This window comes from Clostridium sp. ZBS15, from assembly GCF_023845705.1.
In the GTDB taxonomy this organism is placed as follows: domain Bacteria; phylum Bacillota; class Clostridia; order Clostridiales; family Clostridiaceae; genus Clostridium; species Clostridium aquiflavi.
Genome location: NZ_JAMQHY010000034.1, coordinates 66,767 through 81,329, shown reverse-complemented (window position 1 = coordinate 81,329; position 14,563 = coordinate 66,767). Strand labels below are relative to the sequence as shown.

Annotated in this window: 12 protein-coding genes; all 12 read left to right on the top strand. The window is 26.8% G+C overall.

Going from position 1 to position 14,563, the window contains the following annotated elements; all coding sequences use genetic code 11:
* Positions 1-282 precede the first annotated feature (282 nt).
* The 12 genes from yabG to rho all read left to right on the top strand — a co-directional run bounded on the left by yabG (position 283) and on the right by rho (position 14,556).
* Positions 283-1,146: a sporulation peptidase YabG gene (gene yabG / locus NG904_RS10040; protein WP_252231482.1), complete on the top strand. Its 864-nt coding sequence runs from the start codon at positions 283-285 to the stop codon at positions 1,144-1,146.
* Between the two features lie 188 nt (positions 1,147-1,334).
* Complete coding sequence (locus NG904_RS10035; protein ID WP_003369318.1) at positions 1,335-1,577, top strand: Veg family protein; 243 nt, start codon at positions 1,335-1,337, stop codon at positions 1,575-1,577.
* Between the two features lie 411 nt (positions 1,578-1,988).
* Positions 1,989-3,551, top strand: coding sequence for a DUF3794 and LysM peptidoglycan-binding domain-containing protein (locus tag NG904_RS10030; protein ID WP_252216276.1), 1,563 nt, complete (start codon positions 1,989-1,991; stop codon positions 3,549-3,551).
* A 224-nt stretch (positions 3,552-3,775) separates the two neighbouring features.
* Entirely contained in the window at positions 3,776-4,621 is an 846-nt protein-coding gene (locus NG904_RS10025; protein ID WP_252231472.1) for a cyanophycinase, read from the top strand.
* The gene (cphA, locus tag NG904_RS10020; RefSeq protein WP_252231470.1) at positions 4,593-7,211 is read left to right on the top strand and encodes a cyanophycin synthetase; all 2,619 of its coding nucleotides are present in this window, start codon (positions 4,593-4,595) and stop codon (positions 7,209-7,211) included. Before NG904_RS10025 ends, cphA begins: the two co-directional genes overlap by 29 nt.
* Positions 7,212-7,392: 181 nt before the next feature.
* Positions 7,393-8,235, top strand: coding sequence for a 4-(cytidine 5'-diphospho)-2-C-methyl-D-erythritol kinase (gene ispE / locus NG904_RS10015; RefSeq protein ID WP_252231468.1), 843 nt, complete (start codon positions 7,393-7,395; stop codon positions 8,233-8,235).
* A 61-nt stretch (positions 8,236-8,296) separates the two neighbouring features.
* Positions 8,297-8,923, top strand: a complete 627-nt coding sequence (gene spoIIR, locus NG904_RS10010) for a stage II sporulation protein R (protein ID WP_252231458.1) — start codon at positions 8,297-8,299, stop codon at positions 8,921-8,923.
* 36 nt (positions 8,924-8,959) lie between these two features.
* Complete coding sequence (locus tag NG904_RS10005) at positions 8,960-9,952, top strand: tRNA 4-thiouridine(8) synthase ThiI (RefSeq protein ID WP_252231449.1); 993 nt, start codon at positions 8,960-8,962, stop codon at positions 9,950-9,952.
* Positions 9,953-10,016: 64 nt separating this feature from the next.
* Positions 10,017-10,439: a YwiB family protein gene (locus NG904_RS10000; protein ID WP_252231448.1), complete on the top strand. Its 423-nt coding sequence runs from the start codon at positions 10,017-10,019 to the stop codon at positions 10,437-10,439.
* Positions 10,440-10,570: 131 nt separating this feature from the next.
* Entirely contained in the window at positions 10,571-10,870 is a 300-nt protein-coding gene (locus NG904_RS09995; RefSeq protein ID WP_252216313.1) for a hypothetical protein, read from the top strand.
* Between the two features lie 184 nt (positions 10,871-11,054).
* The gene (gene pyrG / locus NG904_RS09990; protein ID WP_252231445.1) at positions 11,055-12,656 is read left to right on the top strand and encodes a CTP synthase; all 1,602 of its coding nucleotides are present in this window, start codon (positions 11,055-11,057) and stop codon (positions 12,654-12,656) included.
* Positions 12,657-13,038: 382 nt separating this feature from the next.
* Positions 13,039-14,556 (top strand): transcription termination factor Rho, encoded by a 1,518-nt coding sequence (rho, locus tag NG904_RS09985; RefSeq protein WP_252231443.1) that lies wholly within the window; start codon positions 13,039-13,041, stop codon positions 14,554-14,556.
* Positions 14,557-14,563: the final 7 nt, after the last annotated feature.

Sequence of the window (14,563 nt, the reverse complement as noted above, 5' to 3'; positions counted from 1 at the left end):
CATATGCCGCACCATTATTCCTGCACTGCGTTTGGAAAGGGTGCATGGCTAAAAAAATCGACGGCTCCAAAGTCGCCTTAGCGATTTTGTTCTTGTAAGGCTATGTTTTAGCAGTGTGTTGATATATGCCACTTTACCTATTGCATATATCAACACATATTTAAAATATAGCCTATTGTCAATTGAAGTGTGGCGTAGGTACTTTGCTTTAATTTTACCACATAAGAAACTTTTAATTTTACCATCATAATATGAATTATACTAATATATTTAGGAGAAAAAATGGATATAGGAGATATTGTGGTAAGAAAGTCTTATGATAAAGATGTTACATTTAAAATAATAGATATTAGAAATGAAAATGGGAAAAATGTATTTATTTTAAAGGGAATAAGTATAAGAATTATAGCTGACTCTTCAGAAGAAGACTTAGAAGAAGTTAATGATAAATTCATGGCTTCACAAGATAAAATTTTAAATACAAGAGTAAATGATGCAATAAAAAAAGCATTATCTGTAAGAACTGATTTTAGGGAAAAAGCAAATAAAGCACCAAAGATAAAGCCTGATAATGAATTGATGTTTGGTAGACCCGGAAAAATACTTCATGTAGATGGTGATAGTGATTATATGGAGACATGTTTAAAAGTATATAAGCAATTATCATTAGATGCAATTGGAAGATGCATTCCTGAGAGTAAGCAACCTAGTATTATAGTTGACTTAGTAAGGGAGATAAAACCAGATATAGTAGTTTTAACAGGTCATGATGGAGTGTTAAAAAATTCTAGAAATTATTTAGATTTAAATAATTATAGAAATTCTAAATATTACTTAGAATCTATTAAGGCATTAAGAGACTACAATTCTAGTTATGATGAATTGGTTATATTTGCAGGGGCATGTCAGAGCTGTTATGAATGTATGCTTGATGCAGGAGCTAATTTTGCATCATCTCCAAGTAGAGTTTTAATTCATTGCTTAGATCCGGTTTTTGTTTGTGAAAAAATAGCCTATACAAGAATAGATGAAATAGTTTCTATTAAAGATGTTATAGAGAATACAATAACAGGTATAAAGGGGATAGGAGGACTACAAACAAGAGGTAAATATAGAGAAGGTTATCCTAAATCACCATTTGTTTAGAAATAATTTATAAAAAATGAATAAAATAAGACCTAAACCTTAATAATAAGACCAAGAAGAGAAAATTTAAATGTAGAATTCAATATATTTACATTGACAAAACCTATAGATAAATGATAAAATATAAATTTTACTTGACAAAAACCTCTTTTCAGTGTATAATTTTGAATTAGAAAGAGGGTGTTTAAATGGAAACAATAAAAACAATTTCCTCAATAAAAAAAGACATAGAAAAGCATGTAGGTGATAAAGTAACCTTAAGAGCTAATGGAGGAAGAAAAAAGATTCTAGTTAATGATGGAGTAATTGACAGCGTATATGATAGCATATTTGTAATAAAACTAAAGACTGACACCCCAAGGACTGTGACATATAGTTACTCAGATGTATTAACAAAGACTGTACAATTGGTATTTCCGCAATCAATATAAACTTCGATTTAATCGAAGTTTTTTTCATTTAAAATTACAGAATTTTTGAACTGTGATGCATTATAGAAAAAGCATTTTTCATATAAAAAACAATAAAAAAGGTAATAAATTTATTTAAAGGCATAAAAAAAGAAAGATGGTGGGTTTCCATCTTTCAACTATGGTATAAAAGGGTATTGAGAATTTATGAGAGGTTATATGGTCAATAACCAATTACAATAATACGACAAAATATAATATATGTCAACATATTTATCGATAAAAATCACAAAAAAATTTTTTACGACAAATAATTTAAAAATTCTGAAATTAATTGGTAAATATAATTTAGAAAAAAGTATATTATTTATTCATAAAATCGTAGTAATGATTATATAAATAATAGTAGAAATTCTATAGGAGGGATATGTTATGTCACAAATAGATGCAATAAAAGAAAGTATAGGTTTTGAACAACTAATAAAAGAGAGTAATTCAGATTGTGTTTTAAAAGAAGAATATTTAATTCCAGATACCCATCCAGATGTTCAAGAAATATTAACTGTTGAAGCTAGACCTGTAATAGTTAGTAAGGAATTTGTTGGTGATAAAATTGCTTTAGAAGGAATGGTTGAATATACAGTTTTGTATTTAGCTAGAGAAGAGGGGATGGTTGTAAACTCTGTTAGCTATACGGAAAAATTTAGTAGCAATATTGATTTGAACCAAGAAGAACATAAAATCGTTTGTGAATTAGAATGTAAAGTGGAACATATTGAAGCTACTATAATGAATGAAAGAAAAATATCTATCCAAGGTGTTTTTGAAATATATTGGGAGATGTATAAGAGTAGTGAATTTGAATTTGTTAAAGATATAGAAGGAACAGATGATATAGAAATTTTAAAAAAGACTGAAAAAATTAATAGAATTAGTGCAAATGAAGAAGTTGAATTAGTTGGAAAATCTAATATTAGAGTGGGGATGGACAAACCTCAAATAAGTAAAATCTTAAAATGTTCATTATTACTTCATAAAAAAGAAATAAAAATATTGGAAGATAAAGTATATCTAAGTTGCTATTGTAAATTAAACATTCTTTATAAAGGCGATGAATCTAAAGAAATAATATCTATTGAAGATGATGTTTATTTATCAAAAGAAGAGGAAGTAAAAGGCGTTAATTCAGATATGATGTATTCTGTGTCATATAATATTCAAAATAATGATTTGATGCTAGAAGAAGACGACTTAGGAGAAGTAAGAATAATAAATAATGAATTTATAGTGAAAGCAAATATAAAGGTATTTTCAAAAGAAAATGTTGATGTAATAAAAGATGCATATTGTCCTAATTTTCCAATAGAATTGAAAAAAGAAGAATATGAATTAGGTGCTATACAAGGGACAAATAGTTCAGAAATTATTATTAAGGATAATATAGCATTAAATGAAAATAATTTAATACCAGAGCAAATAATTTGTTCTAATGGAACATTGTTAATATCTGACAAACAAGTTGAAAATGATAAGATTATTGTAGAAGGTGTTCTAAAAGTTGATGTGTTGTATAAAACAAGTGATCAAGATAAGTATTTAGCTAATGTAAAAGCAGATATACCATTTAATTCAATAATAGACATTCAAGGTGCTAAAAAGGGAATGAAGGCAATAATAAAATGCAATCTTGAGAGCTTAGAAGCAACTATAGAAGCAAATACAATAGCAATAAAGGCTTCTGCAATGTTGTATGCTAAGATATGCTATGAAGTTAAAAAACAATTTATATGTGATGTTATAGAGCAAGAAGGGGAAGTTCCAGAGAAAAAATCTAGTGTCACTATATATGTTGTAGGTGAAGATGATACTTTATGGGATCTTGCTAAAAAGTATAATACTACAGTAGACGATTTAATAAAAATAAATGATATAGAAGATCAAGATGATATCGAATGTGGTAAAAAACTTATAATTCCTGGAAGAGCTATATTCTAAAAATAATATTCATATTATGATATAAAGATTCTGAAATAGAAATAAATAAAATTAAACTTTTATTTGATATTTATACTAAAATATAAAGAATGTATTAAAATGTAGATTGAAACAATAGAAAAAGGCTTCATTATGCTGAATAATGAAGCCTTTTTCTTTTTTTTTGAATAATTATTTTTTTGATGGAAACAATATCTAATGCACATGATATGAGGTGATAAAGTTTGAATGAAAATTTAAATGGAAATCTGATAATAATTGGAGGAGGAGAAGACAAAGAAGGGAAGAAAGAAATTTTAAAAAGAGTATGTGCTTCAATAGATAAAGATAAGGATATTTTATTAATTGCAACCATTGCTACAGAATTTCCTAAAGAAGCAGCGATTAAATATAAAAAAGCTTTTGGAGAATTAAAAGTTAAAAATATAAGAGTATTAGATATTAGTGAAAGAATGGATTCTTTTAATGAGGAAAATGTAGAACTTATTAAAAATTCATCTTTAATATTTTTTACAGGTGGAGATCAATTAAGAATAACCAGCTTAATTGGAGGAAGTCCTATATATTCAGCTTTAAAGGAAGCCTTTAAAAAAGGAATATTTATTGTGGGAACATCAGCTGGAGCATCAGTTATGAGCGATACAATGATAGTTGAAGGATCAGATGAACAATCTCCAAGGAAATGTACTCTAAAAATGGCTCCCGGTCTAGGACTTATAAAGGATGTTATAATTGACCAACATTTTGCTCAAAGAGGAAGAATTGGTAGATTATTAACTGGTATAGCAGAAAATCCAGAAGTATTAGGTATAGGAATAGATGAAAATACAGCAATAATAGTTAATCAAGAAGGAAAAATAGAAGTAATAGGTGAAGGTGCTGTATATTTTATTGATGGAAGTGAAATCACATATACAAATGTCTCAGAACTTTATGGAGAAGACATTTTAAGCATGTATAATGTTAAATTACATATTTTAACTAATAGTAAAAAATTTGATCTTATAAAAAAGTTACCTTTTGAGGAGGATAAGTTAAGTAATGAAAGTAGTACAGGAAAGGATATATGAAGGAAAAAACATATATTCTCATAAAAAATGCATAAGAATAGATGTAGATTTACAGGGATATTGTGAAACTCCAAGTAAAGATATACCTAATTTTAATTTTAATTTGTTAAAGCTTGTACCAGAATTGTATACACATAGATGTGGTATAGATGAAGATGGTGGGTTTGTTACAAGACTTAAAGAAGGCACTTACTTAGCACATATATGTGAGCATATAACAATTGCGTTGCAAAATAGATTAGGAATAGAAGTAGCTTATGGAAAAGCTAGAGAAATACAAGGAGATAGATATTATATAATTTTTCAATATGAATATGCTAAAACAGCTATGGAATGCCTTAGATTATCTGTTGATTTAATAAATGCTCTTATAATTCAATCTCCGATAAATTTTGAAGAGAGAATAAATTCAATAAAAGAAATATTAAATTCAGAGGAAATAGGACCTAGTACAAATGCTATTTGTAAAGCTGCAAAACAATATAATATGCCTATAACTCAGTTAGGCAATAGTGGTTTTTATCAAATTGGATATGGGAAAAAAGGAAAAGTAATAGAAGCTGCTATATCTGAAAAAACAACCTGTGTTGCAGTAGATATTTCTTGTGATAAGCTTTTAACAAAACAATTACTAGAAAATCAAAATATACCAGTAGCATTAGGTGGAAAAGTTTATAATATAATTGATTTATTAAAATGTGCTGAAAAAATTGGATATCCGGTAGTTCTAAAGCCTCAATATGGTAGTAAAGGAAATGGAATATATTTAAACATAAAAAATGAAAATGAATTAATTAAATCATATAATAATTTGAAAAATAAGTTCAAAGATATATTAATTGAAAAATATGTTAAAGGAAATGATTATAGAGTTTGTGTAGTTGATTATAAAGTTGTGGCAGTATCATTAAGAATACCACCTTTTGTAATAGGAAATGGAAAGGACACTTTAAAAGAACTTATAGAAAATATTAATAAAGATCCTTTAAGAGGTGAGGATCATGAAAAACCTTTAACTAAAATAAAAATAGATGATCAATTAATTTCATATATAAATAAAAATAATGTATCACTTAGCTATATACCTAAAGATAATGAAAGAGTATTTTTAAGAGAAAATGCTAATATTTCTACAGGGGGCATAGCTATTGATTGTACAGATGATATATGTGAAGAAAATATAAATCATTGCATAAATGCAGCCAAAGCATTGGGTCTAGATATATGTGGAATAGATTTATGTGTAGATAATATATCTTGTGATATAGCTAAAAATAATGGTGTTATTATGGAGGTTAATGCAGCACCAGGAATAAGAATGCATCATTTTCCGTCTAAAGGAATTGAAAGGAATGTTGGTAAAGCAATAATTAATATGATGTATGGTGAAAATCCTAAGAATATACCAATAGTATCTGTAACAGGAACAAATGGTAAAACAACAACTACTAGATTAATAAACCATGTATTAAGTCAAATGGGATATAGTGTAGGAATGACATCTACTGAAGGAATATATGTTAATAATAGATGTATCCATAAAGGTGATGATTCAGGGTTTAACAGTGCAAAAACAATACTATTAAATAGAGATGTTGATATAGCTGTACTAGAAACCGCAAGAGGCGGATTAATTAGAAAAGGATTAGCTTATGATATTGCAGATATTTCTGTGATAACTAATATAACTAATGATCACTTAGGTTTAGATGGTATTAATTCTATGGAAGAATTAAGCTTTGTTAAATCATTAGTTGGAGAAGCAGTAAAAGAAGATGGATTCACTATATTAAATGCTGATGATGAATGGAGCAAAACTATAATTAATAGAATTAAAGCTAATAAAATATTTTTCTCAAAGTATGCTGATAATGAATTAATACAAAAAAATATAAGTTATGGTGGAATATCTGTCTTTATAGAAAATGATAATATAGTTGTAGTAAATAATCATAAAAGATATTTAATATGTTCTATAAATGACGTACCGCTTTCTTATAATGGTTTATTAAAATATAATTTAGAAAATATAATGGCTGCATGTGGAGCTTTAGTAGGCCTTAATGTAGATTATTGTATGATTTCAAAAGGTATAATGAACTTTGATTTAAACAGTAATAATGGAAGATTTAATATTTATGAAATAGAAGATAGAAAAATAATATTAGATTATGGTCACAATATAGAAGGATATAAAGCGGTACTATCATCTTTATCTAAAATCAAAGGAGATAAAGATTTAATTGGGGTAATAGGAATTCCTGGTGATAGATGTGATGATATAGCTATAGAAATAGGCGAAATATGTTCTGAAATTTTAGATAAAATAATAATAAAAGAAGATAAAGATAGAAGAGGAAGAAGTGAAGGAGAAATTGCTTCACTAATAAAAAATGGTGTGTTAAGGAAAAATAGAAATGCTAAAATACATGTATGTTTAGATGAAACAAAAGCTTTAGAAAAGGCATTAATGATAAGTAAAAAAGGCGATACAATAGTAGTGTTTTTTGAAGATTTAGAATCAATTGTAAAATATATAAATAATAAAAATTCCAATAATTCCTTAGATTTAAAGTTATCTAATTTATAAAAGAAATATTTTATTCTTAATTAGACAGGATTTTTTCCCTATGTTAGAATGTTACTAAGGCATTTGAAAGAACATAAGTATTCAGAAATTTTAGTTTGATATTTTTTTTATTTTACTTAAATAACTGAATAGAAATTATTTTCTTTAAAGTGCCTAAAGTACTTAGAAGGGGCAAAGAAAAATGAATATTAAGGCTTATGCAAAAATAAATATTTCCTTAGATGTAATTGGCAAGAGAGAAGATGGGTATCATTTATTAAAAATGATAATGCAAAACATAGATTTATATGATATAGTTCAAGTTGAAAAGATTCCGAGTGGAATAAGCCTGAAATGTAATAAGTCTTATGTGCCTACAGATGAAAGAAATTTAGCATATAAAGCGGCTAATTTATTTAAAGAAACTTATAATATAAAAAGTGGAATTTGTATAAATATAGAAAAAAATATACCTGTTTCAGCAGGATTGGCAGGTGGAAGTACTGATGCAGCTGCGGTTTTGAAAATTATGAATAAAATGTTTAATATAAATGCATCTCAGCAGGAATTAATGAATTTAGGATTAAATTTGGGTGCAGATGTACCGTATTGTATTTGTGGTGGTACTGCATTATGTGAAGGAATTGGAGAAAAAGTTACTAAATTAAAACCATTTAGAAATAAAATTTTAGTTGTGGTAAAACCTCCATTTGGAGTATCAACTAAAGAGGTTTATAAGGCTTTTGATTTATCAAAGGTTATTTTTCACCCTAAAACAAATGAATTAATATCAAATATTAAAAAAAATAATATTGATTTTATAGCAAATAATATGAAAAATTTACTTGAAAATGTTACTTTAGGTAGATATAAAATTATCTCTACAATAAAAGATGAAATCAATACATGTGGAGCTTTAGGAAGCATGATGAGTGGAAGCGGTCCAACCGTATTTGGTTTCTTTGATGACATGTTAAAAGCTCAAAAGTGTTATGAAAAGATGAAAGAAAAATATGTAGATGTATTTATAACTAGAACAATTTAAAAATAAATTGAATAAAACTCCTTATATTTGGAAAATATTTCAAGTATAGGAGTGTGAAATTATGAAAAGAGTATTAAGTTGCTTAGTGATTATAATTATTTTTTCTACATTAATTGTAGGATGTACAAGTTTTAATAAGGTAAATAATAATGGTTCGGAAGAGTTGAATTATGAAGAAGTAAAGAATTCTTTAATAAGATTTCATGTTATAGCAAACAGTGATACAAATGAAGATCAAAGTTTAAAATTAAAAGTTAGAGATGAGGTTATAAATTACTTATACCCTTATTTAAATAAATCCGATTCTCTTGAAGAGTCTAGAGAAATAATAAAAAATAATGTTGAAGAAGTAAGATCAATTGCAAAAAAAGTAATTAAAGAAAATAATTATGCTTATGATGTAAATATTGAATTATCTAGAGAAAATTTTCCGGAAAAATCTTATGGAAATATAGTATTGCCACAAGGAAATTATGAAGCTTTTAGAATTATAATAGGAAGTGGACAAGGAAGAAATTGGTGGTGTGTTATGTTCCCACCATTATGTTTTGTAGATGAGTCAAAAGCAAAAATTGAATACGAAAAAACTCAAAATAAAATAAAAGAAGAAATTAACAAAAAGGATTCAAAAGATAATATAAAAATTAAATTTAAAGTAGTGGAAGTAATAGATAATTTATTCAAATAGCAATAAACATTACTTTATAAATAGGAGGATTAATATATGGCAAAAGCATTAGCTATGATATCAGGAGGACTTGATAGCATATTAGCAGCAAAGTTAATAAAAGAACAAGGTATAGAAGTTATAGGGATTTGTTTTAAATCATATTTCTTTAATGAAGAAAATGCAAAGAGAATGACAGAGCAAATAGGTATAAAGCTAGAAGTTATAGATTTTTCAGAAGAACATTTTGATTTGGTACGAAATCCTAAACATGGTTGGGGAAAAAATATGAACCCATGTATTGATTGTCACTCAATGATGATGAATTATTCAGGAAAGTTATTAGAAAAATTTAATGCTGATTTCATAATTACAGGTGAAGTTTTAAATCAACGTCCAATGTCTCAAAATAGACAAGCTCTGAATATAGTAAAGAAAGAATCTGGGTATTCAGATAAAATACTACGTCCTCTATGTGCTCAAAATTTAAATCCTACTCAAATGGAAATTGATGGTTTAGTAGATAGAGAAAAATTACTAAAAATATCTGGTAGAAGCAGAGCTATTCAAATGGAATTAGCTGAAAAATGGGGTATAAAAGATTATCCATCACCAGCAGGTGGATGTAAATTAACAGAACCTAATTATTCTATTAGACTTAGAGAATTAGTAAATAGAAAATCTGATATTACTCAAAGAGAAATTGATCTTTTAAAATATGGAAGACATTTTGTTACTCCTAATAATGTTAAAATTATAGTTTCTAGAACAGCAGAGGAAGGGGAAGAGTTTAAGAAATTATTAATAAAAGAAGATTTAGTATTTCTTACATCTAAATTTAATGGTGCAATGGTTATAATTCCAGAAGGTAATAATCCAACGGAAGAAGATTTGACTTTGGCTTGTAGATTTGCAGTTAGATATAGTAAAGGAAAAGATGAAAAATCTGTAGAAGTTAAATATGGAAATGTATCTACTGAATTTAATAAATTTAAAAATGTAGATTCTGTTACTCAAAAAGAATTAGAAGATTATAATTTAAACAAATAATAATATAAAGTTATTTACATAATAGTATGATTGAATATCATATCATATTAAGAGGGAGACGAGTATGAAAAAGAAGGCTATTATAACGGTTAAAAGCAATGCTTCTATGGATGATAATAAGCTAATAGAAGTTATATCACCTGGCGAATTTTATATAGATGATAATGAATTTAGAGTTGAATATGATGAAACTGAGATATCAGGAATGGAAGGAACCAAAACAATAATTTTTATTAGAGATAATTCATTCGTATTAGAAAGAAAAGGATCAACTACAACTAAGATGGACTTTAAAAAAAGAATGAAATCAACATCTTTATATAAAACACCATATGGAATTCTTAAATTGAATGTAGATACTAAAAATTTAGATATAGATGTGAATGAAAATGGTGGAACTATTGATGTTAAGTATTCTATGGGGATAGAAGGTCAAGTAGCTATGAATACTAATTTGGTAGTTGATATAAAGGTAAATGATAAATAAATATTAAATGTTTTTATAAAAAAAGATAATCTATACAAGGGTTATCTTTTTTATTTTTTTATTGTTTTAAAATCTATATATTGAATTAATATGAAATTTATGGAAACAATTTAAATAAGGAGGTGATATTTGTGATAAGTAAAATGAAATATATAAATATACTTAATGGACTTTGTGAATACTACGGTATTGGAGAACAAGACTTAATAGAATTATTAAAAGAAAGAGAAAATAAATACTTATTATTATTGCTTTTGAAAAATTACAGTTGCTTAGAACAAGAAAATGCTAAAGAGATATTAAGAGTAAAATCCTCCCAAAGTGTTAATAATAATTTGAAGTCAGCTGAGGAAAAGTTATTGATTAATAGAGATTTTAGAAAAAAATATTTTGAAATTCAAGATAATATAGATAGAATAGAAAAAATATAAAAAAAAGTCTAGTCATGAATTTAATTGTGTGTTATTATAATATCTATGTTGTTGCAATGCAATTATTACAGCACAAATAACCCCATTATGTAATTAGTGGGGTAATTTCAATTATATCACTAATTAATTATATAATCAATAAGAAAAATGAAAAAATAATAAATTTCTCATAGGGAGGATAAGTATGAGCACTAAATACGTTTTTGTTACAGGTGGAGTTGTATCTGCATTAGGTAAAGGAATAACGGCTGCATCATTAGGTAGATTATTGAAAAACAGAGGTCTAAATATATCAATTCAAAAATTTGATCCATATTTAAATGTAGACCCAGGAACAATGAGTCCTTACCAACATGGGGAAGTTTTCGTAACAGATGATGGAGCAGAAACAGACTTAGATTTAGGTCATTATGAAAGATTCGTTGATGAAAGTTTAACTCAAAATTCAAATGTTACAACTGGTAAGATATATAGTTCTGTTATAGAAAAGGAAAGAAGAGGAGAATACTTAGGTGGAACAGTTCAAGTTATTCCTCATATAACAAATGCTATAAAAGATAAAGTATATCAAGTAGCAAAAGAAAGAAATATAGATGTTGTAATTACAGAAATAGGTGGAACAGTTGGAGATATTGAATCCCAACCATTCTTGGAATCTATTAGACAAATAAAGAGTGAAGTAGGAGCCGAAAATGTTTGTTATATTCATGTTACATTAGTACCATACTTAGGAAAAGCTGGAGAATTAAAAACAAAACCTACTCAACATTCAGTAAAAGAATTGAGAACTATAGGTATACAACCTGATATTATAGTTTGTAGAACAGAAAAAGAACTTAGTGATGATATAAAAGCTAAAATAGGATTATTTTGTAATATAGATGGAAATTCAGTGATTCAAAACTTAGATGCAGATAATCTTTATGAAGTACCATTAATGTTACATGAAGAAGGATTAGATAATTTAGTTTGTGAAAAACTTCATTTAGGATGTAGAGACATAGACAATTATGAATGGACTAAAATGGTTGAAAAGATTAAAGGTCTTAAAGAAAAAATAGAAATCGCATTAGTTGGTAAATATGTAGAATTACATGATGCATACATATCAGTAGTTGAATCATTAAATCATGGTGGATATGCGAATAATACAAAAGTAGAAATTAGATGGGTTAATGCAGAAGAACTAGAACAAGGAGATGTAAGTGCAGTTTTAAGTGGTGTTGACGGAATATTAGTTCCAGGTGGATTTGGTGATAGAGGAATAGAAGGTAAAATATCAGCTATAAAATATGCTAGAGAAAATAATATACCTTTTCTTGGAATCTGCTTAGGAATGCAATGTGCTGTTATAGAATACGCTAGAAATGTGTTAGGATATGATGGAGCAAATAGTTCAGAAATAAATCCATGTACTAAATATCCAGTGATAGATCTTATGAATGATCAAAAAGATATTGAAAATCTTGGTGGAACTATGAGATTAGGCCAATATCCTTGTAAATTAGATATAGAAAGTAATTCATATAAAGTTTATAATTCTGAACTTATAAGTGAAAGACATAGACATAGATATGAATTTAATAATAAATTTAGACAACAAATAGCTGAATTAGGAATGAAAATAGCTGGAACTAGTCCTGATGGAAGATTAGTTGAAATTGTTGAAGTTACAAATCATCCATGGTATGTAGCGGTACAATTCCATCCAGAATTAAAATCTAGACCTAATAAACCACATCCTTTATTTACAGGATTTATTGAAGCAGCTATAAAGCAAAGATAAGATAAAAAAGAGTTTTCTTTCTTGAAAAAGAAAGCTCTTTTTTATGTTAAAATAATTATATATTTACTAATATCTTAAAAGTAATTATAATATTAGTTAATACTTTAAATATATAAATGCGATATAAATATGTTTAATGCAATATTTATTTGGATATAATAAGTTATAAGAGAATTTAAAAGTGTTATTTTATACATATCTTGATTTAGAATCTTAAAAGAATTCCCTAAGCTGATGTTAATTGAAATATAAATAATAAAATTTTAAGTATGCATTTTTATTAATGAGAAATTTAAATTAGTTTATAAGAAGCTAATGAATAAAATTATTATGATTTTTATCGCAATAATTTATTTGTTAATTTAAAATTGGAGGTGCTGGCTTGACAAAGCAAGTATATGAAAGCATGACTTTAGTTGAATTAAAGGATGTTGCAAAAAAATTAGAAATAAAGAATATATCAAAATATAAAAAGAATGAACTGATAGATGAAATATTAAAAAAATCACCTAATACAGTAGAAAAAGAAGGTGTTATTTTAAGAGAAAAAATATCTTCAAAAGTAAGAAATGATAATAAGTTTATTAGTAATAATGTTACTAATAATAACACTACTTTTACTAATAATGCTTCAAATAATAGTAATTTTAATAATAATAGTAATAGTTTTAATAATACAGATAATAAGACTGGTATCAAAAGTAATGAGGAAAATCCAGCATTAAAACAAGAAAAATTAAATAACATGATAAGCGAATCTAACAGTGCTAAGGGGATTTTAGAGATACTAGAAAATAATAATTTTGGTTTTTTAAGATGTAAAAATTATTTAACTAGTAGTGAAGATATTTATGTTTCACCTTCTCAAATTAGAAGATTTAATTTAAGAACAGGTGATGAAGTACAAGGTAAAGTAAGAGAAGCAAAAGAAGGAGAAAAATTTAAAGCTCTTTTATTTGTTGAAAAGGTAAATGGTGAACATCCTGAAAAGGCAATAGGAAGAAAATATTTTGAAACATTAACACCAATTTACCCTAAAGAAAGATTAAGACTTGAGACTTCTGATGAAAAGGATTTATCATCAAGGCTTATGGATATAATCTGCCCTATAGGTAAAGGGCAAAGAGGAATTATAGTGGCCCCACCTAAAGCGGGAAAAACAACTTTATTAAAAAAAGTAGCACAAAATATATCTACAAATTATCCTGATATAAAGCTAATAGTTCTTCTTATCGATGAAAGACCGGAAGAAGTTACAGATATGAAGAGATCTATAAATGGAGAAGTAATATATTCAACATTTGATGAAGAGCCTCAAAATCATGCTAAAGTATCAAGAATAGTATTAGAAAGAGCTAAAAGAATGGTTGAACAAGGTAAAGATGTTGTGATACTTATGGATAGTATAACTAGATTATCAAGAGCGTACAACCTAACTATAACACCGACAGGCAGAACTTTATCAGGTGGATTAGATCCAGGAGCATTAATAATGCCTAAAAAGTTCTTTGGAGCTGCAAGAAATATTGAAGAGGGTGGAAGTTTAACCATTTTAGCAACAGCTCTTGTAGATACAGGATCTAGAATGGATGATATGATATTTGAAGAATTCAAGGGAACAGGAAATATGGAAGTTCATCTTGATAGAAAATTACAAGAGAGAAGAATATTCCCTGCAATTGATATTTATAAATCAGGAACTAGAAAAGAAGATCTAATATTCTCTAAAGAAGAACAAGAAGTAGCATATACAATAAGAAAAGTTATGTATAGAGATGGAAACATAGAAGATGTAACAGAAAATCTTATAGGTATGTTATCTAAAACTGCAGATAATAAAGAGTTTATAAATGTATTTAAGAAAGTAGAGTTTGAAAAAAGAAAGCAGAATAACAGATAAAAAATAA

Coding starts and splice junctions, on each gene's coding strand:
- yabG (WP_252231482.1), top strand. CDS start 283: ATGGATATAGGAGATATTGTGGTAAGAAAGTCTTATGATAAAGATGTT.
- NG904_RS10035 (WP_003369318.1), top strand. CDS start 1,335: ATGGAAACAATAAAAACAATTTCCTCAATAAAAAAAGACATAGAAAAG.
- NG904_RS10030 (WP_252216276.1), top strand. CDS start 1,989: ATGTCACAAATAGATGCAATAAAAGAAAGTATAGGTTTTGAACAACTA.
- cphA (WP_252231470.1), top strand. CDS start 4,593: ATGAAAGTAGTACAGGAAAGGATATATGAAGGAAAAAACATATATTCT.
- ispE (WP_252231468.1), top strand. CDS start 7,393: ATGAATATTAAGGCTTATGCAAAAATAAATATTTCCTTAGATGTAATT.
- spoIIR (WP_252231458.1), top strand. CDS start 8,297: ATGAAAAGAGTATTAAGTTGCTTAGTGATTATAATTATTTTTTCTACA.
- NG904_RS10005 (WP_252231449.1), top strand. CDS start 8,960: ATGGCAAAAGCATTAGCTATGATATCAGGAGGACTTGATAGCATATTA.
- NG904_RS10000 (WP_252231448.1), top strand. CDS start 10,017: ATGAAAAAGAAGGCTATTATAACGGTTAAAAGCAATGCTTCTATGGAT.
- pyrG (WP_252231445.1), top strand. CDS start 11,055: ATGAGCACTAAATACGTTTTTGTTACAGGTGGAGTTGTATCTGCATTA.